37 protein-coding genes are annotated in these 24998 nt (G+C 47.7%); 33 read left to right on the forward strand and 4 right to left on the reverse strand.

Translation table 11 applies throughout. The features are described 5' to 3' along the window. Positions 1–27: 27 nt before the first annotated feature. The gene (locus BCV73_RS08890) at positions 28–345 is read right to left on the reverse strand and encodes a hypothetical protein (protein ID WP_089546805.1); all 318 of its coding nucleotides are present in this window, start codon (positions 343–345) and stop codon (positions 28–30) included. 193 nt (positions 346–538) lie between these two features. Between BCV73_RS08890 and BCV73_RS08895 the strand changes: the two genes are divergently transcribed. The 30 genes from BCV73_RS08895 (at position 539) to BCV73_RS09035 (ending at position 20334) form a co-directional block, all read left to right on the forward strand. Further along, complete coding sequence (locus BCV73_RS08895; RefSeq protein ID WP_089546806.1) at positions 539–889, forward strand: HNH endonuclease; 351 nt, start codon at positions 539–541, stop codon at positions 887–889. Beyond that, entirely contained in the window at positions 879–1091 is a 213-nt protein-coding gene (locus BCV73_RS08900) for a hypothetical protein (protein WP_089546807.1), read from the forward strand. Before BCV73_RS08895 ends, BCV73_RS08900 begins: the two co-directional genes overlap by 11 nt. Positions 1092–1216: 125 nt before the next feature. Continuing rightward, the gene (locus tag BCV73_RS08905; RefSeq protein WP_089546808.1) at positions 1217–1708 is read left to right on the forward strand and encodes a terminase; all 492 of its coding nucleotides are present in this window, start codon (positions 1217–1219) and stop codon (positions 1706–1708) included. 34 nt (positions 1709–1742) lie between these two features. Then, entirely contained in the window at positions 1743–3476 is a 1734-nt protein-coding gene (locus BCV73_RS08910) for a terminase large subunit (protein WP_179232134.1), read from the forward strand. A gap of 21 nt (positions 3477–3497) precedes the next feature. After that, positions 3498–4856, forward strand: a complete 1359-nt coding sequence (locus BCV73_RS08915) for a phage portal protein (protein ID WP_481855784.1) — start codon at positions 3498–3500, stop codon at positions 4854–4856. After that, positions 4801–5409, forward strand: coding sequence for an HK97 family phage prohead protease (locus BCV73_RS08920; RefSeq protein WP_481855785.1), 609 nt, complete (start codon positions 4801–4803; stop codon positions 5407–5409). The genes BCV73_RS08915 and BCV73_RS08920 overlap by 56 nt, the downstream gene beginning before the upstream one ends. 47 nt (positions 5410–5456) lie before the next feature. After that, on the forward strand, positions 5457–6638 hold the full coding sequence (locus BCV73_RS08925) for a phage major capsid protein (RefSeq protein ID WP_089546811.1): 1182 nt from the start codon (positions 5457–5459) through the stop codon (positions 6636–6638). Positions 6639–6683: 45 nt separating this feature from the next. After that, on the forward strand, positions 6684–6872 hold the full coding sequence (locus tag BCV73_RS08930; protein ID WP_089546812.1) for a hypothetical protein: 189 nt from the start codon (positions 6684–6686) through the stop codon (positions 6870–6872). Positions 6873–6885: 13 nt separating this feature from the next. Next, the gene (locus BCV73_RS08935; RefSeq protein WP_089546813.1) at positions 6886–7422 is read left to right on the forward strand and encodes a hypothetical protein; all 537 of its coding nucleotides are present in this window, start codon (positions 6886–6888) and stop codon (positions 7420–7422) included. Between the two features lie 9 nt (positions 7423–7431). Then, complete coding sequence (locus BCV73_RS08940) at positions 7432–7908, forward strand: hypothetical protein (protein WP_089546814.1); 477 nt, start codon at positions 7432–7434, stop codon at positions 7906–7908. Positions 7909–7912: 4 nt separating this feature from the next. Next, complete coding sequence (locus BCV73_RS08945) at positions 7913–8266, forward strand: hypothetical protein (protein WP_089546815.1); 354 nt, start codon at positions 7913–7915, stop codon at positions 8264–8266. Beyond that, the gene (locus tag BCV73_RS08950) at positions 8250–8723 is read left to right on the forward strand and encodes a phage neck terminator protein (protein WP_089546816.1); all 474 of its coding nucleotides are present in this window, start codon (positions 8250–8252) and stop codon (positions 8721–8723) included. Before BCV73_RS08945 ends, BCV73_RS08950 begins: the two co-directional genes overlap by 17 nt. A 5-nt stretch (positions 8724–8728) precedes the next feature. After that, positions 8729–9727: a DUF3383 domain-containing protein gene (locus BCV73_RS08955; protein WP_256992786.1), complete on the forward strand. Its 999-nt coding sequence runs from the start codon at positions 8729–8731 to the stop codon at positions 9725–9727. A 13-nt stretch (positions 9728–9740) separates the two neighbouring features. After that, positions 9741–10127 carry a phage structural protein gene (locus tag BCV73_RS08960; RefSeq protein ID WP_089546817.1) on the forward strand — a complete coding sequence of 129 codons (387 nt, stop codon included), beginning with the start codon at positions 9741–9743 and terminating at the stop codon, positions 10125–10127. A 34-nt stretch (positions 10128–10161) separates the two neighbouring features. After that, positions 10162–10470, forward strand: coding sequence for a hypothetical protein (locus tag BCV73_RS08965; protein ID WP_089546818.1), 309 nt, complete (start codon positions 10162–10164; stop codon positions 10468–10470). Further along, complete coding sequence (locus tag BCV73_RS08970) at positions 10436–10633, forward strand: hypothetical protein (protein WP_089546819.1); 198 nt, start codon at positions 10436–10438, stop codon at positions 10631–10633. The genes BCV73_RS08965 and BCV73_RS08970 overlap by 35 nt, the downstream gene beginning before the upstream one ends. 43 nt (positions 10634–10676) lie before the next feature. After that, positions 10677–12872, forward strand: coding sequence for a phage tail tape measure protein (locus BCV73_RS08975; protein WP_089546820.1), 2196 nt, complete (start codon positions 10677–10679; stop codon positions 12870–12872). Then, positions 12872–13417, forward strand: a complete 546-nt coding sequence (locus tag BCV73_RS08980; RefSeq protein ID WP_089546821.1) for a phage baseplate protein — start codon at positions 12872–12874, stop codon at positions 13415–13417. The genes BCV73_RS08975 and BCV73_RS08980 overlap by 1 nt, the downstream gene beginning before the upstream one ends. 9 nt (positions 13418–13426) lie before the next feature. Continuing rightward, positions 13427–13756, forward strand: a complete 330-nt coding sequence (locus BCV73_RS08985; RefSeq protein WP_089546822.1) for a phage baseplate plug family protein — start codon at positions 13427–13429, stop codon at positions 13754–13756. Next, positions 13749–14537 (forward strand): phage protein, encoded by a 789-nt coding sequence (locus BCV73_RS08990; protein ID WP_089546823.1) that lies wholly within the window; start codon positions 13749–13751, stop codon positions 14535–14537. Before BCV73_RS08985 ends, BCV73_RS08990 begins: the two co-directional genes overlap by 8 nt. Beyond that, a complete protein-coding gene (locus tag BCV73_RS08995) occupies positions 14534–14929 on the forward strand; it encodes a Gp138 family membrane-puncturing spike protein (RefSeq protein ID WP_089546824.1) in 396 nt (131 codons plus the stop codon). The genes BCV73_RS08990 and BCV73_RS08995 overlap by 4 nt, the downstream gene beginning before the upstream one ends. Next, entirely contained in the window at positions 14911–15273 is a 363-nt protein-coding gene (locus BCV73_RS09000; protein ID WP_089546825.1) for a DUF2634 domain-containing protein, read from the forward strand. Before BCV73_RS08995 ends, BCV73_RS09000 begins: the two co-directional genes overlap by 19 nt. After that, entirely contained in the window at positions 15263–16441 is a 1179-nt protein-coding gene (locus BCV73_RS09005) for a baseplate J/gp47 family protein (protein ID WP_089546826.1), read from the forward strand. Before BCV73_RS09000 ends, BCV73_RS09005 begins: the two co-directional genes overlap by 11 nt. A 1-nt stretch (position 16442) precedes the next feature. Continuing rightward, positions 16443–17075 carry a hypothetical protein gene (locus BCV73_RS09010; RefSeq protein WP_343219889.1) on the forward strand — a complete coding sequence of 211 codons (633 nt, stop codon included), beginning with the start codon at positions 16443–16445 and terminating at the stop codon, positions 17073–17075. Positions 17076–17085: 10 nt separating this feature from the next. Further along, entirely contained in the window at positions 17086–18147 is a 1062-nt protein-coding gene (locus BCV73_RS09015; RefSeq protein ID WP_089546828.1) for a tail fiber protein, read from the forward strand. A 24-nt stretch (positions 18148–18171) separates the two neighbouring features. Continuing rightward, a complete protein-coding gene (locus tag BCV73_RS09020; protein ID WP_089546829.1) occupies positions 18172–18477 on the forward strand; it encodes a hypothetical protein in 306 nt (101 codons plus the stop codon). Positions 18478–18493: 16 nt separating this feature from the next. Next, positions 18494–18634: a hypothetical protein gene (locus tag BCV73_RS35005; RefSeq protein ID WP_179231932.1), complete on the forward strand. Its 141-nt coding sequence runs from the start codon at positions 18494–18496 to the stop codon at positions 18632–18634. A gap of 89 nt (positions 18635–18723) precedes the next feature. After that, complete coding sequence (locus tag BCV73_RS09025; RefSeq protein ID WP_089546830.1) at positions 18724–19155, forward strand: phage holin family protein; 432 nt, start codon at positions 18724–18726, stop codon at positions 19153–19155. Then, positions 19130–20041, forward strand: a complete 912-nt coding sequence (locus BCV73_RS09030; RefSeq protein ID WP_089546831.1) for a peptidoglycan recognition protein family protein — start codon at positions 19130–19132, stop codon at positions 20039–20041. The genes BCV73_RS09025 and BCV73_RS09030 overlap by 26 nt, the downstream gene beginning before the upstream one ends. A gap of 14 nt (positions 20042–20055) precedes the next feature. Further along, complete coding sequence (locus tag BCV73_RS09035) at positions 20056–20334, forward strand: holin (protein WP_089546832.1); 279 nt, start codon at positions 20056–20058, stop codon at positions 20332–20334. Positions 20335–20373: 39 nt separating this feature from the next. Here BCV73_RS09035 and BCV73_RS09040 read toward each other — a convergent pair whose 3' ends face one another. From BCV73_RS09040 to BCV73_RS09050, 3 genes are all read right to left on the reverse strand, one after another. After that, entirely contained in the window at positions 20374–20577 is a 204-nt protein-coding gene (locus BCV73_RS09040) for a hypothetical protein (RefSeq protein WP_089546833.1), read from the reverse strand. A gap of 61 nt (positions 20578–20638) precedes the next feature. After that, positions 20639–21136, reverse strand: a complete 498-nt coding sequence (locus BCV73_RS09045) for an Ltp family lipoprotein (RefSeq protein WP_481855833.1) — start codon at positions 21134–21136, stop codon at positions 20639–20641. 306 nt (positions 21137–21442) lie between these two features. After that, on the reverse strand, positions 21443–21883 hold the full coding sequence (locus tag BCV73_RS09050; RefSeq protein WP_481855786.1) for a YhjD family protein: 441 nt from the start codon (positions 21881–21883) through the stop codon (positions 21443–21445). A 616-nt stretch (positions 21884–22499) separates the two neighbouring features. Between BCV73_RS09050 and BCV73_RS09060 the strand changes: the two genes are divergently transcribed. The 3 genes from BCV73_RS09060 (at position 22500) to BCV73_RS09070 (ending at position 24911) form a co-directional block, all read left to right on the forward strand. Next, complete coding sequence (locus BCV73_RS09060; RefSeq protein ID WP_089546836.1) at positions 22500–22745, forward strand: helix-turn-helix domain-containing protein; 246 nt, start codon at positions 22500–22502, stop codon at positions 22743–22745. A 193-nt stretch (positions 22746–22938) separates the two neighbouring features. After that, positions 22939–23127, forward strand: coding sequence for a hypothetical protein (locus BCV73_RS09065; RefSeq protein WP_089546837.1), 189 nt, complete (start codon positions 22939–22941; stop codon positions 23125–23127). A 35-nt stretch (positions 23128–23162) separates the two neighbouring features. Continuing rightward, the gene (locus BCV73_RS09070) at positions 23163–24911 is read left to right on the forward strand and encodes a glycoside hydrolase family 35 protein (protein ID WP_089546838.1); all 1749 of its coding nucleotides are present in this window, start codon (positions 23163–23165) and stop codon (positions 24909–24911) included. Positions 24912–24998 lie beyond the last annotated feature (87 nt).

Genomic DNA, 24998 nt, shown 5'->3' on the forward strand with positions numbered 1-24998 from the left:
TCTTAGTAACGAAAAAAAAGACCACCACTATGGATGGTCAATGACGTTTTGTACTAATTCTGGATTTTTAGTGAGAAAGTTTATTTTTTCTGAAAGTAATTCATAAAACCTAGTTAGATCGCCTTTATCGACATCTTTGTCATGGATAGTGAATGATTCAGAGCCTGAGATGATGACCTCAAGCGAATAGACGTTGCCACTATTCAAATTTATTCCAGTCCTTAATTCGAGGCGCGATAGGTGGTAAGCGTTCAACAGCTTTTCATTATCATCGAGCTTTAGTAAATGTTGATTTCCAATGTTGTATTTGATGTTGCCAATAGTGATGCTTGCGGGGTTGGACAAATAATTCATCTCCTTGAATTGGATTTAATAATATACATTCTACCAGTAGATAAAATATTCCATCAAGAACAATCGTTCGCCATTTAACGACATTTGGAAGTATTAATATTTGCGAAAAATGTCGTCTACATGGCGGCTTTTTTTATTTGTGAATGGTTGTATAAGCCTGTTGAACGAAATGGGGAAACACAGGATGGCGCTGAAGAAATTCTGCCGTAAGCCAGGATGTACCAAGCTAACCACAACCGGTTACTGCGATGACCACCCACCAAACACCTATGACAAGCAAAGAGGAACGGCAGCCGAAAGAGGATACGACCATAAGTGGAGAAAGGCAAGGGTTGCATACCTTCAGCAACATCCACTATGCAAGCATTGCATGAATGAAGGGAAGTTAACACCGGCTACTGTAATAGACCACATCATTCCCCACCGCGGGGATAAGAAACTATTTTGGGACCGGAAGAACTGGCAACCATTATGTGAGTCATGCCATAACAGGAAGACAGCCGCAGAGGATGGAGGGTTTGGTAATGGACATTAACGTATCAATCAAAGCGAAGCCTTGGTTCGAAGTATTCTCCTATCAGGTAGGACAGGCCATACAGAAGTCAGTGGATGCAGGAATGCCACAGGAACTAGCCGTTGAGGTATTCAGAGAGGCGGCTACGCGTGTTGTACCTGAAGCATGGGAGATTAACACAACACCAATAGGGACGAACGTAGAGGAAAACAAAGCCCATTGAATGAGGCGAGATGGGGGAGGGGCGGGTCAAATCTCTGAGAGGATTTTCACCCGAGACCGCGCGCCCCTTTATTCGCGCAAAAACTCGTTTTTTAGATTTTTCAGTGAAAAAGGAGGTGTGCCCTGATGGGCAGAAATGCGAAACCGGTATCTCTGCACATCGCGGAGGGTAACCCAAACCGGTTGACGAAAGCGCAGATACAACAGCGCCAGCAATCGGAAATCAAGCTTGGTAAAAACGATCTGAGCAAGGTTAAACCGCCTGAATTTATTAAACGGAATACCATTGCTTACTCGCATTGGAAACAGTGCATGAAAGAATACAAAGAAGCAGCGGAAGAAGGTGTTGAGATACTGGCAAGCTCGGATATCGACCTTCTTGCGTTATATTGTATGACTTACACGGAATACCTTGGTTTGCTTGACCTGGATACGAGTGATTTTGAAACAGAAATGAAAAGGCAGACAGCCATCAATAAGAAAATGGACATGCTTATGAAAATGCAGGACCGGTTATTCCTGAATCCTCTTGCCAAGGTGAAGAATGTACCAAAGCCGAAGGAAAAAGAGAGACCGGAAAGCAAGTTCAGCAAGTTCGGGGGCGGCCGTGGTGGATAATCCGAATATTTACCCATACAACACGGTAACCGAGCTGGATCGGGTCACGGCGTACGCCTATGAAGTAGTGGAAGGAAGGATTCCGGCCGGTCAAGCACAGATTCAAGCGTGTCAGCGGCACCTAAACGATCTTGAACGCCAGGGGACGGAAGAATTTCCGTTCTTTTTTGATGCCGAAAAAGCCCACGAAATCATTGAATTTGCCGAATCACTGACTCTGGCGGAAGGTGAAGACCCGGCGCCACTTCGTTTGTGGGGCTTCCAGGACTTTATTCTTGGTAGCTGGAACGGTTGGCTCAACAGCAAAGGGTACCGGCGTTTCCGGACATCATACGTTCAGGTGGCCCGGCAAAACGGTAAATCCCTGAAAAACGCGGTTCCAGCCCTATATTATGGCAACTTTGACGGCTACAACTACCCGCAAGTGTATTGTGCAGCCACAAAAGAGCTGCAAGCCCGGATTGTTTTGGGTGAATGTATCAAATTCATCAATGCTGACCGGGAATTGGGAGGGGACGAATACGAAGACGGTTTGTTCCGGATCAAGGAATATGCCGGAAAGATTGAATGCACTGTCTCAAACGGTATTATTCGGGCGCTCGGGCGTGATACGAAGTCTATCGACGGTTTCCGGCCATACTTCGCCAGTGTGGACGAGTATCACCTTCATAAAGACAACCAAATGTACAAATTGCTTTCAGACGGGACCAAGAAGCTTAAGCAATGCCTGATTTCAGTCATAACCACGGCCGGGTTTGATCTCAATTCGCCGTGCTACCGCCTGTACAATTATTGCAAGTTGATCCTTTCCGGACTGCATCAAGATGAAACTCAATTCGTGTTCATCTGCGAACTGGACAAAGATGATGACGTTTGGGATGAAGCGAATTGGCCGAAGGCTAACCCGTTGTGGACAGAAGAAACCCTGGAAAGTTTGCGCTCAGAAGCGGTTAAGGCAAAGGAGATGCAGGGTGAAGACCTTCGAAACTTCCTTACGAAATCGCTCAATCAGTGGGTTCAATTCGCGGATAACCAGTACATGAACATGGAACATTGGAAAGCTTGTGAATCGGAAACCACGATTGAAGACATGGAGGGCCGGGAATGTTTCCTTGCTTTTGACTTGTCGTCAGGCGGTGATTTAACGTCAGGTTGCTTGGAATTTCCGATTGATGATGGGGACCATCGCAAATACTTCATTGATTCCCATAGCTTCATGCCCGCCGCTAGGGTTGCTGAACATGTTAAATCCGATAATGCGCCGTATGACATGTGGATTCGTGAGGGATTGATAACCGTCACAGAGACGCTGGGCGGAGTCAAGACGGACTATAAATACATCATTAGGCATTACAAGGAATTGATCCGAAAACATAACCTGATACTCCGAGGCATCGCTTATGACCCACATAATGCAGATGCCTTTTTAAGTGACCTGGAAGAATTCGGCGTGGATTGTGTCGAGATAGTGCAGAGTGCCCGAAGCCTCAACGATGCAACGGTTGATTTCAGGCTCGAAGTCGAGGCGGGCAATGTCTTCTACGACCGGCGCAATAAGCTGCTTACATGGTCAATGGCGAACGCCAAGACGGTAAGTAATAGCTTTGGAGAAATCAAGATTGATAAGGACCCGAACGCGAAGACCAAACGGATTGACCCAGTTGACGCCGTGATTGATGCCCATAAAATCACCTTGGCGATGGCACAAAAAACGGTCGATGTATCCGAGTTTGCCGAGGAAGATTTCCTGAAAAACCTTTGGGGATGACAACAGGGAGGGGGTGAATATGTGAAAAGACAAAGCTTGGTTAAGCGAATGTTGAATTGGTCCATGGGTGAACGGCGTAGTGTTGAGGAAGTCGGTCTACAGGATCGGCGACTGCTGGAAATGCTGGGTTTAGATGTTCCGCCGGGATCAATAAATACCAAGGGATGGAACGCACTGAAAATTGATGCCGTGTTTGCCTGTGTCCGGGTTCTTAGCGATGCTATTTCAAAGCTCCCGTTAAAGACGTATCAGGAGGATGTGAGCGGCGTAGGGAAGGCGGTAGACCACTACCTGTACCGAATTCTAAAACTCCGACCAAACCCCTATATGTCGGCGTCAGACTTTTGGAAATGCATTGAGGCCCAGCGGTCATTTGGTAATGCTTACGCAAACATTGAGTTCGATTCCAAAACCGGACAAGTCAAAGCCCTTTGGCCTATTGATGCATCAAAGGTGAAGGTGGTTGTGGATGACGCCAATGTGTTGAGTGGCAAAACTTACAACATCCTTGGTAGTGGAACTGACCTTTGGTACGAGGTCGATGTAGGGAACGGTACCAAACGTAAGGTACCCGCCCACGATATGCTTCATTTTAAGGGCAGTGTGACATTAAACGGCCTTATTGGCATCAATCCTTTGGATTTTTTACGGGTAACCGTGGAAAATGCCGCAGCATCAGCGAATTTCATTAATAATTTCTATAAGCAGGGCCTTCAAACCAAAGGTTTGATCCAATATACCGGCCAGATGGACGAGAATGCCAAACGGGTCTTCCGTGAGCAGTTCGAATCCATGTCCAATGGACTGAAGAACAGCCATCGGATTTCATTGCTGCCGATTGGGTACACCTTTACCCCTATGGCTTTAAATATGTCGGATGCTCAATTCTTGGAGAATACACAGTTAACCATCCGGCAAATCGCCAATGCTTTCGGGGTCAAGATGCATCAGCTTAACGATTTGTCACAAGGAACATTCAATAACGTCGAGCAAATGCAGCTTTCTTTTTATTCTGATACCACGCAGGCTATTCTAGCCGGTTATGAGCAGGAATTGACGTACAAATTGTTCACCAATCGAGAACTTGACGCCAGACTGTACGCCAAATTCAACGTTGACAGCATCCTTAGAACCGATCTGAAAACGAGGTATGAAGCATACCGCACTGCTATTCAGGGCGGTTTTTTATCGCCTAATGAAGCAAGGCAACGGGAAGACATGCCGCCAATGCCTGGCGGTGACCGGTTATATGCAAACGGCAACTTTATTCCGTTGGAACTCGCTGGTCAACAGTATCTGAAAGGGGGTGATGGAACTGGAAAAGATGAAGAAGGAAACGAAGGAGATTCGAGCGCTGCCGGTGCAGATTCAGATTCGTGAGGCTGATGGAGATGAATCGGCACGTACCATCGCCGGGGCAATCAAGTACGATACAGACAGTGCTGAGATGCGTGATTACTGGGGTGATACCTTTATCGAGCAGATCGCAGCGGGAGCATTCGACGAAAGTCTAAAAACTCGGGGTGTGGTCGGCCTGTGGTCACATGATACTTCCCAAGTCCTTGGGAATACGAAAAGTGGCACGCTTCGGATCGATAGTACACCCACCGAACTAAGATTCGAACTAGATTTGCCTAATACCACAATTGGCAACGATACTTGGGAAAGTATTCGTCGCGGAGATGTTGACGGAGTTTCCTTTGGAATGAGTGTTACCAAAGACAAATGGTCGTCAGAAGATCGGGAGGGCGGCAAAGTATACAAGCGTTCGATTTTAAACGCTGAGTTATTCGAAATCTCTCCTGTAGCATTCCCAGCATACCCGGCAAATGAAGTTTCGGCCCGGTCGTTGCAAGAATTCAAAGAGGAAGAAAAACGTTCTTTAAATGAATATCGCAAGCGGAAGTTAGCCATGGAGCTTGATCTAATCTGATCTGCTCTTTTTTTGTACCTAAAATTAAATTATACCGGAGGTATACAATGACTAAAGAATTGAGAGCGATGCTCGAACAACTGGAAACGATGAAAGGTGAAGTGCGATCTTTCATGGCTCAGGACAAAGTGGATGATGCCGAAAAGCGGATGAACGATGTACGTTCCCTGCAAAAGAAAATTGAGCTGCAACGCAGTCTTGAAGAAGGCGAAGAGCGTGACTACAAGCCCGGCCGAGGACTTGACGACCCACAAGAACGCCGCAGCGACGAAGAACTTGAAACAGAATATCAAAACGTGTTTCTGAAGGGGCTTCGTCGCCGCAGCATTTCTTCGGAAGAGCGCAGCATCATTCGTGAATACGAGCAACGCGCGGTAATGCATGAAGGCGGAGCAACCGGTCAAGTTGATGGGGATGCCGGACTGATTGTTCCTAAAGACATTCAGACCAGTATCAATAAGGTAATGCGTTCCTTCAATGACCTCTCGCAATATGTCAACGTCCAGAACGTAAATACTCTTTCCGGCAGCCGCGTCCTGGAAAAGAACGAAGACATGACACCGTTCCAACTGGTCGAGGAATATGGAATTATTCCAGATATGGACAACCCGAAATTCCAAAACATTTCGTATGCAGTTAAAAAGCGTGCCGGTATCCTGCCGATCACTAACGAGTTGCTTGCTGACACAGACCAAAACATCATTGCTTACATTACGGATTGGATTGGCCGCAAAGCTGTCGTTACTCGGAATTTGCTTGTGACCGGCATGCTCGATACCTTTACAAAAACGGCATTTGCTGATTTGGACGCCGTGAGACGAGCAGTGAACATTTCTCTTGATCCAGCAATTGCGGCAAGCAGCGTAATTCTAACCAACCAGGACGGTTACGACTGGCTTGATGGACAAAAAGACGCCAATGGTCGTTATCTATTGCAGGATGACATTACTCAGCCGGGCCGCAAACTTTACAAAGGTTTGCCAATCATTGTTGCTGCTAACCGTTATCTCCCAACGGTTACTAACAAAGCGCCGTTTATCGTGGGTGACCTGAAGCAAGGTGTCGTTCTGTTCTCTCGGAAATTCTTCGAGTTGGCATCCACCAAAGAGGGTGGAGACGCTTGGAAGCGAGATACTACTGACCTCAGAACGATTATGCGTGATGACATCAAGATTTGGGATCCAGGCGCAGTGGTTTACGGTCAAATTGATATTGCACCTACAGTTTAAGGGCGGTTCATCCGCCCTATTCTCATAAACAGGAGGTAATAAACTATGGCAGCCAAAAAGAAATATGAAGTCCTTCAGCTATTTCGGGACAAAGAAACAAAGAACCTGTACAATGTCGGCGAAGAATACGAGCCTAAAAGCAAAGAGCGCGCCGACTATCTACTGGAATACGGTTATATTACGGAAGTTACGGAAGAACAGAAAGATTCCAAGGAAGAAAAGAAAAACGATTAGGAAGGTGTGCTAGATGCTAACAACACTAGCGAAAGCTAAGTCCCTGATCGGTTTGGACATCCCTGATGAGGATTTAAAGACCCTTCTGATGGTGTCCTCTCAATTTATAGAGGAATATTGCAGAAGGAAATTCAAAAAACAGACCTATTCCGTAAAGGTTGACGGGTTAAAGGGGGGCTTCATACGCCTCCCTAATTACCCCGTCCATACCATTTCAGCAGATGTAGATGGTGACATTCTTGATGGAATAGAGGCATTGGATGACGGTATATTATACCGTTCCGATGGCTGGCCGGTAGGTATCAGGACTATTTCAATCACTTACATGGCCGGTTACGTGCTACCGGAAGAAGCGACCGAGGCGAACCCTTCAACGCTACCTGAAACCATCGAATATGCCTGCATACTGCTGGCAAAGCACCTTCAACGGGAACATGGGGTAACCTCTGAACGGGTAGGTGACATTTCTGTTTCTTATGCAGCGGACCAAATGGACATGCCGATGGCGGTAAAATCGCTGCTGGCTCCCCATGTCCGCCCGGATATGTGAGGCGATTAGATGCCGAGGCCAACGAGACGAAGCACCAGACGGGCTAATGTCAACGTTACAGAGGTAACTTATCTGCCGGATATCCTGAAGAAACTCGAAGAGCTGACAAAGTATGAAGTGCATATCGGGGCGTCCGGCGATGCCGAAACGGCTATGATTGCAGCCATTCATGAATTCGGATCATTAGCGGCTGGCATTCCGGCGCGCCCATTTATTTCAGGTGGGAAGCGAAAGGCGCAGGCGGCCATATCGAGGCTAGTCAAAGCCGGAGTGAACGAAATCATTCTGAAGAATGAAACGGCACACGGCTTGTTGGACAAAGTGGGCCAGACCGGATTGCAAAAAATGCTTCAAAACTTCGACAAAATACGGCAGCCGTCCCTTAATCCAATCTACGCGAGGCGAAAAGGGAGCAACAAAATCCTGGTTGGGCAGGAAGAGAAACTGCGTGATTCCCTGACATTTGTCGTGGTACGGAAGAGGTGATGTGATGCGAAGATTTCAATTTGCTGATGTTACACGCAAGTATAACGTGCCTTATACCTTGGTCCGGCCCGGTAAAACGGAAGAGTACGACGATCACGGGGACCCTATACCTTCTCAGACGGTCAGGGAAGCCCATTACGGCGTTATTCAACCGGTGGATGCCAAACTACAACAGGCCGAGGGAGGCCGGTACACAGCCGAAGACAGGGCTTTGTATACGGTATCCTTCCACCAATCCGGGGACCTGATCGAATACAAGGGTATCCAATATACCGTGGACGCTCCCGAAATCCGGGATTACAGCGATGTGAACAAATACATTCTTAAAAAGGTGATCGCCAATGATCCCGTACAATGAAATCCGTAAGACCTTGGTGCAGGGTTTGAAAAATGTGCTTGGGCTGCCGGTCATCAATATGAACGGCGGCGGGGACATCCCTAAAGGCGCATTTCTTACCTATAGCATTTCAGACGGCCCGGATCCGGGCGGAAGAATCATGAAATCCCAGGAAGGGGACAGGCAAATCCTAGAAGAGTCAGTGGGTTTTACCGTCTCTATTTTGTCGTATGCCGACGACAACGCGACAAGCTCGATCAACGCTATGAAGGCGCGGGACTGGTTCAAAACGGACGGTTACCAAGCCTTAAAGGATCTGGATGTGATTGTCTCAGACATCGGCGTTGTGCAAAACCGTGACGTTAACATCGGGGAAGAGTGGGAGCGCCGCGTGGGGTTTGATGTGGACATCAGAACAACCGATACCACGGACCAGCCTTTCATTCCAATCGAAAAAGCGAATATTAAAAGGAGTTGAAGAAATTGAACAACAATGATGTGCAAGTAGTCATTGAAATTCAGCGCCCCACGCCGGTTACCGGAATGGGCAGACCCTTGATTCTAGGGTCCAGCGCAAACGGCCAGGAATTCAAAGTCTATAACGATTTGGATGATGTTGTTGTAGATCATGCGATTAACTCGGAGGTATACAAAGCGGCCTCTGCACTGTTTAATCAGGGGGACGATTCGCCTGATTCAGTTGCTGTTATGCTGTATAAAACAGACTCAACGCTTGCGGATTTCCTCCCTACCATCTTTGACAAGGATTTTTATTATCTCTTGTCTACCAGCAGCACATTGGCGAATATTACGGCCATTGCGGATGCGGTGGAAGCCGATGACACCCGGTTGTTTTTCGCAAGCACAAGCAAACTGGAAGACCTCGGAAACATTTTTTCAAAGAAATACAAACGGACGGCAATCCTTTACCACGAAGACACGTCCAATTATCCGGAAGCAGCTTGGGTGGGCCGTGCCGGTTCGGCGCTTGCGGGAAGTTTGACTTGGAAGTTCAAGTACCTGAATGGTATTCAACCATTGGAGCTTACCAAGACGGAGCTTGATCAAATCCACGGATACAACGCCAATACGTATGTAACCAAGGCTGGAGACAACGTGACCAGTAATGGTGTCACGGTTTCGGGTGAGTTCATCGATATTGTTCAGTCTGAGGATTTCATCATTCAATCCATTGGCACGAATGTTCAGAAGCTTTTCAACCGGACCAAGAAAATCAGCTATGACAATAACGGGATTGCACAGATCGAGGCAGAGGTGAAAACGGTACTGAACCGGGCTGACCTGAACGGCATGATCGCCCACGATGACGACGGTTTACCTTTGTACAGCACATCCTTTAAAACGCGTTCCCAAGTAGACCCTACCGACCGCGAAAAACGCGAGTATAACGGTGGGTCTTTTACTTTTGAACTGGCCGGTGCCATCCATAAATCAAAAATCAAAGGCTTAATCAAGCTGTAAGGAGTGATAAACCATGCAATATGATCCAATGGATCTTACCGTCACGGTCGGCGGGGTATACATTACCGGGTTTTCCGAGGATTTGGCCGAATGGGAAAAAGACGAGGACAGCAAGACGGCGAAGGTCGGCGCACAGGGTGATGTGATTACTAGTAAGGTCAATAACCCTCTGGCGACATTGACAATTACTCTGCTGTCTTCCAGCCCCCAAGTGGCTTACCTGGATAAATTGGCCGTAACCGGTGAGGAAGTTCCTGTGTCCGTGATTTACAACGGTGACCCGAAAGAAAGCATTACCTCTACTCGGGCGTTCGTTAAAAAACCAGCAACACGGACCTATGGCAACGAAGCCGAGGACCGGGAATACGAAATCCAAATGCTTGACCACACCATCATTTAATCCAAAATCCCAAAATTAAAGGAGACAATTTCCCATGAACTTCAAACAAAAAAACTACACATCCAAATCCGGTAAGGAGTACACTTTCCAGCACCCAGGAGTGCGGACTATCTCCAAAATCAATGATGCCAGCAAAAATAAGCATGGTGTTGTGTTGGAAGAGCGTCTTGCAGAAGAAATTCTAAAGTCTGTTGTTGTGGCTCCTAAGCTCAAAATTGATGACTTCTCGGATTACAGCGAATTTTCCGAGGTGATAAACGCGGCGTACTCCTTCGTAACTGGTCAGGATAAACAGGAAGGTGATGGCGATGATCAGCAAGAAGGAGGCCCATCGGAGGGCTAAAGAACGCTGGCAACAATGGCGGTTGCTGCTGTCGGATATGAACATTTCCTATTCCGACCTGGATCTTATGGACGATGATGACATTGCCGAGGCAAACGCGGCACTGGATATTCATATCAAACAACAGCGGCAAGAAATGAATAAAAGCAAACCCAAAACATGAGCGCCCAAGCGGCGCTCTTTTTGTATTGTGAGGTGATACAGATATGGCCGGTGGCATCATAGGCAACCTTATGTTTGCCGTGGGCTTCAAAATCGGGGATAGCGCACTGAGGAAGGCCGAAAAACAAGTAGGTGTCCTTCAAAACAAAGTGGTTGCATTTGGTGCGGCTGCGGGCGTTGCTATGGCCGGTTTTGCGGCTGCGGCGACAGCGGCTGCGGCGAATTTCGAAACCTCCATGTCACAAATCCAAATGGCGACCGGGGCCACAAACGAACAAATGGAAGCCACAAAGGCCATCGCAACGGACCTTTACAACCAGAACTTCGGTGAAAGTTGGGATGATCTAGGTCAGGCGCTCACAACGACAATGCAGATCACAGGGCAACAGGGAGATGCACTAAAACAGACCACCCGGGGTGCATTGTTGCTAAGGGATGCTTTTGGTTTTGAAGTGACCGAGTCGGTCAAAACTTCGGATACCATGATGAAACAATTTGGTATTACGAGTGATCAGGCCATGAGCCTTTTGGCGCAAGGGGTCCAGAACGGCCTAGACAAGTCCGGGGATTTAATGGACACGGCGAACGAGTATGCCAACCAGTTCAAGTCATTGGGTTTCAGCGCAAATGAGATGTTCGACACCCTGGCGGCCGGTTCTCAAAATGGTGCATTTAACCTGGATAAAGTCGGGGATGCAGTAAAGGAATTCAACATCCGTTCGAAGGATGGTTCGAAAACAACAATCCAAGCCTTTCAAATGCTGGGCCTGAATGCGGATAAGATGATGCATACCTTTGCGGCAGGCGGGCCACAAGCCAAGCAGGCGTTCCAACAAATTATGCAGATGATTGGTGATATCGAGGATCCGGTGCAAAGGAACACCATTGGGGTAGCCTTAATGGGTTCTCAATTTGAGGACCTGGAAGCCACAACGATTACTGCCATGGGTACCGTACAAAGCCAGTTTGATATGACCAAGGATAAAATGGGCGAGCTAAACCAAATCAAATTCAATACCCCTGGTGAGGCGGCAGCGCGGATCGGTAGACAACTGCAAACCAATTTACTTATTCCGGTAGGTGAAAAGCTTCTTCCATACCTTACGCAGTTTTCTGAGTGGCTTGAAAAGTCGGGCCCGCAGCTCCAAAAATTCGGCGGGGCACTAGTTGATGGCTTGGCCGGTGGCATTAAGGCTGTTAATAAAGGGATTGATTTTCTTGTAAAGAATTTTGACATAATCGGTCCCGCCATTGCTCCACTTGTTGTTGTTCTTGGTGTACTGGTAGGAACATTAATGGTCCCATTTATTACTCAACTTTATGCAGGGGCGTTAGCTGCATGGGCATTCATGGCACCGTGGCTTCCATGGATTGCGTTGGCGGCACTGATCGGTGCAGCCATTGCCGGGATAATTCTGGTGTTTAAGAATTGGGGCGCGGTCAGTACTTGGCTCACCAACGTTTGGAATGGGTTTATAGCATGGGTTGTCAACATTTTCAACAGCGTTGTAGAGTTCTTCCGGACATGGGGAACCACAATTCTGATTGTGCTTGGTGGTCCAGCCGTTTGGGCCGTTGCGTTAATCGTCAAATACTGGTCCCAAATCAAATCCTTTACCATGTCCATTTTTACGGCCATTGGGAACTTTTTAAGATCAACGTGGACGGGGATTACGAACAGCGTTTCCAATTCGCTCACAGGTATATGGAACAAGATCCAAAGCATATGGAACCAAATCATTGGCTTTCTGAAGGGAATCAATCTTTTTGACATTGGCCGAAACATCATAGAAGGTATGATAAACGGTATCAGCTCAATGGCAAATGCTGTAGTCGATAAGGTGAAGGATATAGGGAACAGCATTACCGACAACGTAAAAAGCGTCCTGGGCATCCACTCGCCTTCCCGGGTCATGATGGAACTTGGTTTTTACACGGGTGAGGGCTTGGCCCAAGGTATCGACGGAACACAGGCGCGCGTGTCGGCCGCATCATCCGGACTAGGCGAAGAAGTCGCGACCTCTGCAAGCACAGCCCCGGCAAAAGCTCTGGCGCCTGCGAGAGCAGCCACAGGGCAGGCAAACGGATCATTTGACTTTAATATAAACATTGACCTGAGAGCAGACGCCAGTGACGCCAATGTGGCCGCCTCTGTAGCCGATGAGGTTGATCGTAGGGTGCAGGCCATACTTGAACAGGCGTTCCGCAGATTGGGCTTGCCTATGCCGGAGGTGCAATAATGGCAACGATTGATGGAAAATACATTTGGGTCGAGAATGAAACACCTAACTTTGATGTGGACATTACTTCCCAGCCGGTTGAAAAAGATATCGATATGACCGACCACGTACAGCGAAAGGCAAGGACGCTTGCGATTAGTGGTATCTGCACAGGAAAAAACGCAGCAGATATGCAAAGTTTCCTAGTACAAGCCTCAGATAAAGGCCAAATCGTAAAATACGTGGGGCGGCTATCTTTTACCGGTCTAATCAGTGGCCTTTCGATGCCACGTGATTATCAGACGGGAGATGGGTTTAACTTCTCTTTTACTCTGATTGAGGTCCGGGTTGCACAATCGTCTTACGTGAACAAGCTGCCAACGCCAGTCAAGGCCCAAGCGGCCAAGATTGTAAACAGCGGCGTGAAGCAAACCAAATCCAATAAAAAGACCAAAAAGACGGAGACGAAAACGAAAACCAAAGACAAGAAAACGACCAAAAAGAAGACCACGACCAAGCAAGCGGTCCAAAAGGTAAAATTCAAGAAAGGCAGCCCATGGGCATAGGTGATGACTATGGACTATGATTATATCGAAATAGAAAAGGACCTCATTCCGTACCGGTTCGACATCTCTTTGGCCGATGAAATGTTTACGTTTGAGGTCCATTACAACGAGGATTTTGATTTCTTCACGGTCAATTTGGAGAAAAACGGTGAGGTGTTGGCCGTAGGGGAAAAGTTGGTTTATGAGATGCCTTTGTTCTACGATGTCCAGGACAACCGGTTCCCGAAAGTTCCGATTGTACCTTTAGACGAATCCGAAAAACAAACAGCAGTGACGTGGGAGACGCTTAATGAGAGCGTCTTTTTGTATGTGATTGAAGGTGATGACGAGGATGAATAACTTTGGCCGGGTGATTGAGGTCATGACGGCAAATATGAAGTTCTCGAGCGAGTTTTACAACATTGTGGGTAAAGTGCCGTTTGACTCAGATCCACTTCCCAATGAATCCGAAATCAAGCTCTGGAACCTTTCCGACAAGACCATTAACAATATCAAGCGCGGAGAAGTCCTGATGCTGAACGCCGGATATAAAGGTGATATTGGCCTGCTGCTGCATGGCTATATTTCCAAAGTGTCCACCACTTGGGAGGGCGTTGACAAAATCACGGTCATTAATGTTCTGGATAGCGAAGACCTTTCTAAACGCGAAGTTAAGGAAATCGCCTACGCCAAGGGTACGCTGGCAAGTCAAATCATTAAGCAAATGGCCGGGTACATTGGGCTTCCGATTGCTCAAATGGAACTGAACCAGGATTACCGATATCAGGAAGGCTACACGGCCAAAGGACAGGTTACCGAAATCATTGCAAAGGTCTGCAAGGACTGTGGGACTTCGGTTTACATCAACAAGAACAAACTGTATATCCGAAACTTGCGGCGTGGTGGCGATTCGGTGTTTAAGTTGAACAAGGATACGGGCCTGATCGGGACGCCGGGCCGGTTCGAAGACGAATACACAAAAGGGTTCAATGTCAAAATGCAGCTACAACACCGGGTAACCACAGCATCAGTTATTGATTTAGAGTATTCGCAGTTTACAGGCCGGACGCATGTCCGCAGCGGCTCCCACACCTTCAGCCGTACCGGCGACTTCGTAACCGAGGTGGAGGCGATTCTATGAAGACCGATCCTGCGGGCACAATGTCGGCTATTCTAAGTAGCTATCAAAACAAGATTTTCAGTGATCTACATGTAGGTTTCTTATGTAAGGTCATTTCATACGACTCTGGCAAATGTACGGCCGATGTGCAGCCGTTAATCAAAACCACGGCCGATGCTCCTGCCATGATCCAGGGTGCCCAAGTCCTAGCACATCGTTTCACCGTCAACGGTGGCGAACCGCAAGTTTACAAGCCGGACTTAAAGCAAGGTGATATTGTCTTTGTGGTCTGTGCGGACCGGGAAATCAAAAATGCGTTGAATGGTTCGGTGGCAACGGCCAGCACAGACCGGCAGCATGATGTCAATGACGCGGTTGTAATGGGGGTGCTTGGATGCAGTCTTTCAAACTGATAGATGGCGATATAGTATTTGATGATTCTAGCGATTTGGTCGTGATTGAGGGGCCGGAAGAACTGGCTCAATGCAGCGAGATTGGTTTGGGGACCAATGCCGGGGAGTGGTTTTTAAACCCGGACATAGGTATAGACTTCAACCTTTTCCTTGGGAAAAACCTGAACCAAGAGCAAATGAGGGATGAAATCACCCGGGGATTGCTGCAAGATGACCGAATAGCCAGCGTGGAAGAAGTGACATTTAACCCGAACGGGACCACAAGGGTCCAGGAAATCACGTTCCGGGCTACTGCCGTAACTGGCGAAGTCATTCAAAGGGAGGTGAATATAGGTGCTGACTGAACAAGGATTCCAGCGTAAACGGTTTGATGACTTGATTGCGGAAGCCGAGGACAAGGCCAAAGAAGTATACGGCGAGAAGGTGAACACGTCAGAAAGGTCTTTCCTGGGCATTCTGCTGCGGATTCATGCGTGGTTTATGGCGAAGATATGGGGCGTGGCAGAAGACGTATACAACAGCGGATATGTTTCCATGGCTACCGGGAACAACCTGGACCGTCTTGGGCCGTATGTTGGGATTACACGTATCCTGGACCAATACGCTTCTGGTTCGGTGACCATAACAGGAACACCAGGACATACAGAAGATGCCGGATTTCGTGTATCGACCGAAACCGAGATTATCTATGAGACGTTGGATAGCTTCACAGTCGGGACGGATGGGACTGTCTCTGTGAAGATCGAAGCTATTGAACCCGGACAAGCTGGTAATGTTGCTGCCGGGATGGTCACGGTGATAGTTAACCCTAACCCTGACGTAACAGGCGTGACAAATCCGGATCGTATCACAGGAGGCCGTGAAAAAGAAACTGACGCGGAATTTCGTTCTAGGTATGAATTGTCCGTGGCCGGTGGTGGTTCGGCTTCTGTGGACGCCATACGGGGCGCGCTGCTGCGGCTGGAAAAGGTGCGCGCCGCCGCTGTGATCGAGAATAACACCATGGAGACGGACGCCGAAGGAAGGCCGCCAAAGTCTTTTCAGGCTTATGTGTTAGGCGGTGATGATCAGGAAGTTGCCGAAACGATCTTTTCCAAGCAGTCCGGGGGCATTGAATCCTATGGAGATATCAGCGTAGAGGTTCTTGACCTTGGCGGCTATCCACACACAGTCAAATTCAGCCATGCCGAAGAGGTGCCTATTCACGTAAATGTGGTGGTCACGAAAAACGACCGGTACCCATCCGATGGGGACGAGCAAATCAAGAACGCCATTATTCGGTATATCGGCGGTGAAGACGCTGCCGGGAGCTACTATAACGGGTTGTCTATGGGCGGGGCTGTGGTGTTTACACGCCTAATCAGCGCCGTTTATTCGGTGGATGGAGTCGAGGACGTGGCTGTAACCGTTGGAAAGAGTACCGACAACATGCTCAGTCAGAACGTCGATATTGCCCCGTATCAGGTCGCACAGACGACAGCGGACTATATCGAGGTGACAAGCCATGTTTAGCATGAAAGACATGTTGGGTCGATTTGCGGATGTGTTCAACAAGGACCCGAATTCGAACATTGGCAAGCTGATCAGTATTATGTACGGCCAACTTAAAGAGGTCGGGGACACCTTGGAAACCATCCGAGAATGGCGCAGCATCGACAAGGCCAAAGGAACGACACTGGACCGGATCGGTCAGAATATAGCACAGCCACGCGGCGCGGCCACAGATGAAGTGTACCGCGTCTTGTTGTATTCCAAGATTGCCCGGAACCTGTCACAGACGGACATCAACACCATTATCCAAGTTCTGGCGCTTGCACTGAACTGTGATTATAAGGACATCAGGATACAGCCGAAATACAATGACCCATTAGAGCCAGAGCCCGCCGCCATTTCCCTAATACGGGTGCCAATTAAGCGCCTCAACGAAGTCGGCATGTCTCCCATGCAGTTTGGCCAAATCATTCAAAAGACGGTGGCTGCGGGCGTCCGGGTTGCACAAATCGAACTGGCCGGAACATTTCAATTGTCTTCAAAATATGGAGCTTTGGAGACCGGACCGACCGGGCTGGCTGATCCAGATATGACCACGGGCGGAACGCTGGGCGAGGTCTACGAGCCGGGCCACGATTACACATTACCGATATAGGAGGGATAACATGCCATTTACAGAAAAATTGCCGGAATGGCAGGCTGAAGGCATTGAGCCGCCAGATTCCAAAAAGCAAACCGGCTGGGAAGTGGAAGACAAGCCGCCTGCCGGGTGGTGGAACTGGATTTTGAACCGTACCTTTAAGGTCCTGGAGGAACTAAGAAGTAAGGTTGCCGAAAAAACATGGGTTACAGAACAACTTCAAAATGTGAGTATTCCTTTATCAAGTGCTACTGACGGCACGCGGGAGAATGTCGCGGCAACTGAATTGGCTGTAGGACTTGTAATGAAAGAAGCACAAGCGGCAAAGCAGCAAGCCAGTGACGGAAAAGGCAAGGTCCGCGACGCGGTCACTGGCGTAAAAGGTACAGTTGCGGACGCTGACGGGGATGGTATTCCGTCATATGATGAGCTTGTTGCAGGAGTGCAAAGCATTCCAGGTGGGTTTACTGCAGATGCTACCGCAACAGCTGGTGACATTCTCACGGGGAAAACGGCATATAAAGCCGGGGCCAAGGTAACAGGCACTATGCCAAACCAAGGGGCGGTGATTATAACACCCACAGCCAACGATCAGATTATTCCTGCCGGTTACCACAACGGCAGTGGCAAAGTAAAGGGTGCGGCTCTTAGTAAATATGGGGTTGCGGATGTTTCCTTTAGCACGGGTCTTCAGGCGAATGCCGGCCAAACAGTCAGGTCTTCCACTATTGTCACGGTCCCATCTGGAGTGAGTACCATTATGTATTGGGCATCAATAAATAGCACTTGTATACAAAACAATGCCCAATCAATAACATCCCTCTATTTCGTAATGGGTCCTGCAGTAACGATTATATCGAGCGATAAAACCACGGCAGCAATGTTACTATTTTCGTTTATGATCGATGTTAAGGCAGGTATTGTGAGGATAACCTACAACGATGGAAGTAACACTATTATAAATAACCAATCCTTATTTAGTGCAAGTAATACATCAGGTTATTTTGTTTTTGAAATGGCAAGTAAAGCAACATCAGGAGTACAATCTGCAACCGTAACTCTGGATGGTCATCTTGTTTACGCTTAATTCTGAAGGGAGGTCAGAAAGACCGTGTATATTATTTATGACAAGTTAACAGACACACTCGGACAAGTAAGAGCGGTGATACACAACCCGTACCCTGAACAAATTGTTGATAATGGAATTGATATTGAAACAGAAATACCACAACCAAAAGAAATTCCGAATATGGATGCTTACCTAAGAATTAATTTGGAGACAAGCGATTTATATTACGACTATATTGCCAGAGAGACATTTGAAACGAAAATTTCTTCTTTACAACAAGAAAATTCAGAACTAAAGCAAGCCATTGCCGATTTGACTGCCACACTAGCTGCCGTAATGGCTGGCTAGAAAGGAGGTGAACATTATGACCTACACAAAGGACAGTGGACTTGTTAAGGTTTGGGTTAGCCTGGTGATGATGGGAGCTTATACTGTCGACCAAGTGCCGAAACTGTTTAACCTTAAAGAAGTCGTTACCGAAGTGGTCAACGGCACAGTAGCCTAAAAGCGTTCCGGATAATCGGAGCGCTATTTTTATGCCCCCGGGAGTGGTCCGGGGGCATTACTTTATAGAGAGAAATGGGGGTAAGGGGCATGGATGAAAAGATCGGGGGAGCTGCTGCAATATTCGGAGCCATTACCGGCTTTTTGTATGGGGGGTGGAACGGGATGATGACCGCGCTCTTGGTCTTGGTTGTAATTGACTTTTTATCAGGCTTCTGGGCTGCCTATATTAATGGTGAACTGCGAAGCATGAAAGGCTACATTGGCATTGCCAAAAAAGTCGGAATGTTTATGTTTGTCACTGTGGCGCACGTTATAGATGGTGTTCTTGGTGAAAATCATTACCTCAGAGATGCCGTTATTTTCTTTTATATCGCAAACGAATTACTGAGTATTATTGAAAACGCCGGGAAAATGGGAGTGCCACTGCCGCCAGCATTAACAAATGCGGTCCTGGTGCTGCAAGAAAAGGCAGGAGGGAAGGGAGCAAGTAAGGATGAATCCAAACAAGTACAAGATTGAACGGCGCTATATTGATAAGCGCCACAATGTTCGGCCCGGCACCCGGTTAACATCGGGAACGCCGGGCTTTTTGGTTGCTCACGATACGGGAAACCCGGGGGCGCCCGCCGATAATCACTTTACGTATTTTCAAAATCTCAAAGACCGTTCTGCATCGGCACAGGTATTTATTGACGACAAAAAGATATTAGAGATTATTCCGACCGGAACCGGCCCGGACCCAGCGGAAAAGGCGTGGCATGTTCTTTACAATGTGACGACCGACAATGACCAATTTGGGGACGATGCCAATGACATCGCTTTGGGAGTAGAACTTTGTTACGGCGGAAAGATCGATTTCAATGAAGCGTATAAACGCTTTGTTTGGTACATGGCTTATTGCTGCGATAAGTTCGGCATTAACCCCATGACTCACATTCCGAGCCACAAGCAACTTGACCCATCCCGTAAAACGGACATTGACCAAGCCTTGGCGATTGGTGGAAAAACGCTGAAGAACCTCATTTATGACATCGCGACCGAGATGAACGTTACACCGTGCGCTCCTGCCGTTACGCTTATGCCTGCTGCGGCCGCCAAGGAACTGATTGACATATATGTATCCCCGGCGTGGTACGCGGCACAGAAAGCCGGAGACGCGACCGGTATGGCGCATTTCCATAACCTCGCTAATAACCTACGCGTTGCGGCTGGGCTTCCGGTGGTAGACGGTGAACCGGCATTACCCCAAGGTAAGCTGTTCAAATCCAATGCACAGGAAATCATTTTCCGCTGGCTTTCACCGTCTTGGTATAAGGCCCGTGCAGCATGTAAACCGGAGAGTATGCAGCATTTCAATAACTTGGCTAACCATCTGCGCCGGGCCGCAGGGATGCCGACAGAATAAGGAGGATTCAATTTATGGATAATGCAAATTTAACTGCTGTATTGGCCTTTGCTTCGGTGCTGGCCGTATTTGTGCTGGCTGTTGTTCAATTTGTAAAGAAAAGTATTAATATGCCTGTTAATATTGTTCCTGTCGTGGGACTTGTTATTGGTTTGGTGATTGGTGCGGTTTCATATCCATTCACAGACTTAGATTTAACTTTGCGGCTGTGGGCGGGCGGTTTGTCCGGTTTGTCGGCCACGGGGCTGTTTGAGCTTGTTTTAAGCAAAAGGGATGGAAACACCAAAGAATAACAAAGACCCTGCTGGCATAAGCGCTGGCAGGGTCTGTTTTTATTTCATCAGTTTTTTAATGATCTTGAATATATCAAACGTTGTTTTGTTGTATACCTTGTTGTATGCGGCCTTTTTGGGATCCCGTAACCATCCGTATCCCCGGGGCATTTTGAGACCGGCACGGTGGACAATTTGCCTCTTGATGCTGGTACGGGCAGAGATACGTTTTTTGATGCTTGGTTTACGCAATCCAAATTTCATAGCGTAACATCCTCTCAATAAAACGCCCCTGCCAGCACACAGCAGCAGGGGTGTTTTTATCTTATTTTAAATTATCTATAGCGTATTTTGCTTCTTCTTTAGTAAATTTTTCTCCGTACTCCGAAATCAACTGTTCGTAAATAGCCGAATCTGACATATTCATTTGTTCTGCGTACGATTTCGCTTTCTTTAATGCATTTTCTTTCCAATCGAATTGAATATGATCGATAGCATATTTAGCAGCTTCCTTAGGGAAATTCTCTCCATATGCAGAAGTCAATTGATCGTAAATGCCTGCCTTTGACATACTCATAGTTTCCGCATATTGTTCTGCTTTTTTCAATGCAGACTTATATTCCCTTGGTACAGCATCCTCTTTTGCCTTTTTCGCTTCAGCTTCGGCCTTTGCTTTTGCCTCTGCATCAGCTTTGGCTTTCGCTTCAGCCTCTTCTTTAGCCTTCTGTTCTTCCTGTGCTTTCTTTTCTGCCGCTTCCTTCGCTTCTTGCTCTGCCTTTTCTTTATCGTCAACCTTATTGGATTCTGGTGTCTCTGTTTTCACTGCCGCTGTTTCTACTTTTGTACCAGATTCATTTTTATTGCTGGCCGTATCTGTTTGAGGTTTCGGATCCGCAATAACAGCAATGATCATTATAACGAAGCACGCCAGAGCTGGAAACAGCCATTTTTTCGCCTTACCGTTTTTCTTGACCAAAGCAATAATCCCTAATACAAGTAATACAATCCAAGCCAATGTACTAATTAAACCAATAGCAGCCCACATTTTCGTTTTTCCCCCTAAGATTAATAAAAAAATCAATTATAGTCTAACAGAACCAGGTAAATATATCCATAAAATTCATCTGTTTTATGTATCTACGCGGCTAAACAACTTTGGTTCCTTATCTCCTGGGATTGATGGATTAATATAATGTCCAACGTCAAGGCCCAGGAACAGCCTCATTAAAACCGTTGCCTCCGCCGTAATAAACGCCCAGCGCATTTCCATTGGTTCGTGGTAGCCACGGCAGAGGAATTTAGCAGAAACCCCTAATTTTGTCTTGCGCTCCTCATATACTTTGATTCCCCGATTTTTAAAAGCCTTGCGAACGCTTGTTATTTCCTTTATCGCTTCATCTATCGCCTTGTCGATCAGGTCTGTATATAAGCTAGGGGTTTTAAAAAAACCAGAGTTCTGGATGTTCCCTTTATCCCGATCAAAGGCAGTCAGAACCATTTGAGTAACCAAATATCTCTTCACAAGTATTCTGTCAGTCTCTGCTATTGGTCCCCGGTTCACATTTATCACCTCTAAACAAACATATGTTTCTATGATACGCCCGATTACCTAAAAAATTCAAGACTACACACGAACGTATGTTTGTTTTATAATGAGGAATACACATTTGTGAAAATTGCATGAACTATAGCGATTCACTTATGGGACAAGGGGTTAAAAAGGTTACACGGGGGTGTAATATATTCCCAACAGGAAATGACACAATTCGACAATGATTGTGTGGAGGTGGTCATCAGATTGGAATAATACTAAACTCGGAACAAATTGTTCTTAACACCCGGAGGGAGTGCGGAATTCTAATCCGCATCTTGCTCAATGATCCACTCGTATAGGTCTTCCATTCTGCATTTAAAGATTTTGGCAGCTATGTACATATCCTCAGGAAGCATTACCCTTTCATTTAAACAGAAATGAGAGACCATACGTGGTGAACGACCACATTTATCTGCATACTGCGCCTGAGTCCAGCCACGTGCAGATATTAGGTCAGGAAGCAAGCATCTCCCTCGGGAGATTTGTTCCAAACCAGATATACTCCTTTCAATGTTTTAACCATTTAAAGGTAAATTGTACCACCGAGTTTTATCCAAGTAAACACAACTAGATTATAGGGGGCTAGGATCGTATGGGCAATGGGTGTGAATGTAAGGTTTATAATTCACTAATCGGTTTAAAAGAACTCCGGAAAGTCAGAGGATTAAGTGCGACCATAGCCGCGAGACTTATTGGGCTAGATGAAGATGAACTAATCATGTATGAAGACAATCCCGAGGAAATACCGGTGCTGGTTGCCATAAAGATGGCATGTGCCTATAAATGCGATTACGATTCGATTTCATTTTCAAATGAAAACAACCCTACCCGTGTTTAACGGATAGGGTTTTATTTTTTCTTCCCACAAAACACCCACAAAAAGCATGTTCCCCTGCGTTATTTAACATTCCCTCTTATTCCCACTTAAGCGCACAAAAATGTTGATCTGACGCGGTTTTCGGTTCACTGCGTTACTTTTTATTCCCTCACTTTCCCACACTAACCCCCATGTGGGCCATGGCGGCGGTGATATGAAGCTGATGAGCGATTTCCTCAAGCTGGTACGGGCGGACACCAAGGCTCAAGGCCTTACATCTGCAGACCATTCCGTCCAGAGCCATCTGATGGCGTTCGCCGCTGAAGAGTCCAGAATTGCGGGCGAGATCATCCGTTTGAAGGAGTTCGAACAGCGTTACGCCGTCCGCGAGCCATCAGTTTAATACGATACCTTCAACCTAATCCACAGGAGGAACTTATGTCTACGTTTCGATATTCGGGATCTGCTTTTTATATGAATGATGAGCCGGTTCAAATTTTGTCGGGAGCGATTCACTACTTCCGTGTCGTACCGGAGTATTGGGAGGACCGGCTCATCAAACTGAAAGCCTGCGGTTTGAACACCGTGGAAACGTATGTGCCGTGGAATTTGCATGAACCGCAGAAAGGGGAATTCCAGTTTGAGGGCATCGCTGATTTGGTAAAGTTTATCGAACTGGCTGGCAGCCTCGGACTTTATGTTATCGTTCGGCCATCACCGTATATCTGCGCGGAATGGGAATTCGGGGGGCTGCCTTCCTGGCTGCTGGCGGATTCGGATATGCGCCTGCGCTGTTACCATCAGCCGTTCCTCGACCATGTCGATGATTATTATGATGTGCTCCTTCCTAAGCTGAAGCCTCTGCTCTGTACCCAGGGAGGCCCGGTGATCGCGCTGCAAATCGAAAACGAATACGGGAGCTACGGCAACGACAAGCCGTACCTGAACTATTTGAAAAATGCGATGATCAGCCGGGGGATGGACGTGCTTCTGTTTACTTCGGATGGTCCGGAAGACGCCATGCTCCAGGGCGGGATGGTGGAAGACGTCCTGGCAACGGTCAATTTCGGCTCCCGTGCCCGGGAATCCTTCGAGAAGCTGCGGGAGTATCAGCCGGATGCGCCGGTCATGTGCATGGAATTCTGGGACGGCTGGTTTGACCACTGGCGTGAGGAGCATCATACCCGTCCCGCGGAAGACGCCGCTTTTGTTCTGGATGAAATGCTGAGCCTGGGAGCCTCTGTTAACTTTTATATGTTCCATGGGGGAACAAACTTCGGCTTCTGGAGCGGAGCCAACGGCCATACGGAAGACAGCTATGAGCCAACGGTCACCAGCTACGATTATGATGCGCTGTTAAACGAAAACGGTGAGCCGACGGACAAATATTTTGCCGTTCGTGACATCATCGCAAAGTATAAGCCGCTTGCAGCGGACGGGCTGCCGGACCCCATCGCCAAGAAAGCATACGGTAAAGTGGCAATGACGGAGCTTGCTCCCTTGGCCGGCAATCTGGACCGGATTTCGGCGGCGGTGCGCTCTCCCTATCCCGAACCGATGGAGAAGCTCGGCCAGAATTACGGTTTTATTCAGTACAGCACGTTGATCCCCGGCCCGAGGCCTAAGGAGGAGCTGTTCGTTCAGGACCTGCGCGACCGCGCTTTGGTCTATCTGAACGGGGAACTTGCCGGGACATTGGACCGCAGCGAGCCCGATACGAAAATCGAGTTCGCGGTTCCGCCGGGGGGCGTCCAGCTTACGCTGCTCGTGGAGAATATGGGCCGGATCAATTATGGCCCGTACATGAAAGACAGGAAGGGGATCACCGAGGGCGTGCGGCACGGAAGGCAGTTTTTATCGGACTGGACGACATACCCGCTGCCGTTAACCGACTTGTCCGGTCTCGATTTTCACGCGCTGCAGCCGAAGCAAGGCCCTGCCTTTTACCGTGGGGAGCTGCAGGTTCACGAACGGGCAGACACCTTTCTGAGCTTGAACGGCTGGACCAAAGGCGTCGTATTTATCAACGGCTTCAACCTGGGCCGGTATTGGAACATCGGGCCGCAAAAAACGCTGTATGTGCCGGGCCCGCTTTTGCGCGAGGGGGCCAACGAGATCGTCGTTTTCGAATTGTACGGTACGGAGCTGACGGAAATTGAATTTGGTGAGCAGCCGGATTTAGGATAGCCGCTTTGTGGATCTGGAACCAGCTCCTTGTAACTCTAAGCTTGATCATTGATCAGGCTTAGAGTTTTTTTGCGTTGAGCCGGCCTT

The organism is Paenibacillus sp. SSG-1, assembly GCF_002224835.1.
Lineage (GTDB): Bacteria > Bacillota > Bacilli > Paenibacillales > Paenibacillaceae > Paenibacillus_AQ > Paenibacillus_AQ favisporus.

Bases quoted from the DNA above. Each gene is read 5' to 3' on its own strand.
- BCV73_RS08980 (WP_089546821.1), top strand. From the start codon at position 12,872: ATGGCAACGATTGATGGAAAATACATTTGGGTCGAGAATGAAACACCT.
- BCV73_RS08975 (WP_089546820.1), top strand. From the start codon at position 10,677: ATGGCCGGTGGCATCATAGGCAACCTTATGTTTGCCGTGGGCTTCAAA.
- BCV73_RS08970 (WP_089546819.1), top strand. From the start codon at position 10,436: ATGATCAGCAAGAAGGAGGCCCATCGGAGGGCTAAAGAACGCTGGCAA.
- BCV73_RS08995 (WP_089546824.1), top strand. From the start codon at position 14,534: ATGAAGACCGATCCTGCGGGCACAATGTCGGCTATTCTAAGTAGCTAT.
- BCV73_RS09010 (WP_343219889.1), top strand. From the start codon at position 16,443: ATGAAAGACATGTTGGGTCGATTTGCGGATGTGTTCAACAAGGACCCG.
- BCV73_RS08990 (WP_089546823.1), top strand. From the start codon at position 13,749: ATGAATAACTTTGGCCGGGTGATTGAGGTCATGACGGCAAATATGAAG.
- BCV73_RS08940 (WP_089546814.1), top strand. From the start codon at position 7,432: ATGCCGAGGCCAACGAGACGAAGCACCAGACGGGCTAATGTCAACGTT.
- BCV73_RS08900 (WP_089546807.1), top strand. From the start codon at position 879: ATGGACATTAACGTATCAATCAAAGCGAAGCCTTGGTTCGAAGTATTC.
- BCV73_RS08965 (WP_089546818.1), top strand. From the start codon at position 10,162: ATGAACTTCAAACAAAAAAACTACACATCCAAATCCGGTAAGGAGTAC.
- BCV73_RS08930 (WP_089546812.1), top strand. From the start codon at position 6,684: ATGGCAGCCAAAAAGAAATATGAAGTCCTTCAGCTATTTCGGGACAAA.
- BCV73_RS08950 (WP_089546816.1), top strand. From the start codon at position 8,250: ATGATCCCGTACAATGAAATCCGTAAGACCTTGGTGCAGGGTTTGAAA.
- BCV73_RS09060 (WP_089546836.1), top strand. From the start codon at position 22,500: ATGGGCAATGGGTGTGAATGTAAGGTTTATAATTCACTAATCGGTTTA.
- BCV73_RS09025 (WP_089546830.1), top strand. From the start codon at position 18,724: ATGGATGAAAAGATCGGGGGAGCTGCTGCAATATTCGGAGCCATTACC.
- BCV73_RS08895 (WP_089546806.1), top strand. From the start codon at position 539: ATGGCGCTGAAGAAATTCTGCCGTAAGCCAGGATGTACCAAGCTAACC.
- BCV73_RS09000 (WP_089546825.1), top strand. From the start codon at position 14,911: ATGCAGTCTTTCAAACTGATAGATGGCGATATAGTATTTGATGATTCT.
- BCV73_RS08945 (WP_089546815.1), top strand. From the start codon at position 7,913: ATGCGAAGATTTCAATTTGCTGATGTTACACGCAAGTATAACGTGCCT.
- BCV73_RS09065 (WP_089546837.1), top strand. From the start codon at position 22,939: ATGAAGCTGATGAGCGATTTCCTCAAGCTGGTACGGGCGGACACCAAG.
- BCV73_RS09030 (WP_089546831.1), top strand. From the start codon at position 19,130: ATGAATCCAAACAAGTACAAGATTGAACGGCGCTATATTGATAAGCGC.
- BCV73_RS08935 (WP_089546813.1), top strand. From the start codon at position 6,886: ATGCTAACAACACTAGCGAAAGCTAAGTCCCTGATCGGTTTGGACATC.
- BCV73_RS09035 (WP_089546832.1), top strand. From the start codon at position 20,056: ATGGATAATGCAAATTTAACTGCTGTATTGGCCTTTGCTTCGGTGCTG.
- BCV73_RS09070 (WP_089546838.1), top strand. From the start codon at position 23,163: ATGTCTACGTTTCGATATTCGGGATCTGCTTTTTATATGAATGATGAG.
- BCV73_RS09040 (WP_089546833.1), bottom strand. From the start codon at position 20,577: ATGAAATTTGGATTGCGTAAACCAAGCATCAAAAAACGTATCTCTGCC.
- BCV73_RS35005 (WP_179231932.1), top strand. From the start codon at position 18,494: ATGACCTACACAAAGGACAGTGGACTTGTTAAGGTTTGGGTTAGCCTG.
- BCV73_RS08905 (WP_089546808.1), top strand. From the start codon at position 1,217: ATGGGCAGAAATGCGAAACCGGTATCTCTGCACATCGCGGAGGGTAAC.
- BCV73_RS08960 (WP_089546817.1), top strand. From the start codon at position 9,741: ATGCAATATGATCCAATGGATCTTACCGTCACGGTCGGCGGGGTATAC.
- BCV73_RS08925 (WP_089546811.1), top strand. From the start codon at position 5,457: ATGACTAAAGAATTGAGAGCGATGCTCGAACAACTGGAAACGATGAAA.
- BCV73_RS08985 (WP_089546822.1), top strand. From the start codon at position 13,427: ATGGACTATGATTATATCGAAATAGAAAAGGACCTCATTCCGTACCGG.
- BCV73_RS09015 (WP_089546828.1), top strand. From the start codon at position 17,086: ATGCCATTTACAGAAAAATTGCCGGAATGGCAGGCTGAAGGCATTGAG.
- BCV73_RS08920 (WP_481855785.1), top strand. From the start codon at position 4,801: ATGAAGAAGGAAACGAAGGAGATTCGAGCGCTGCCGGTGCAGATTCAG.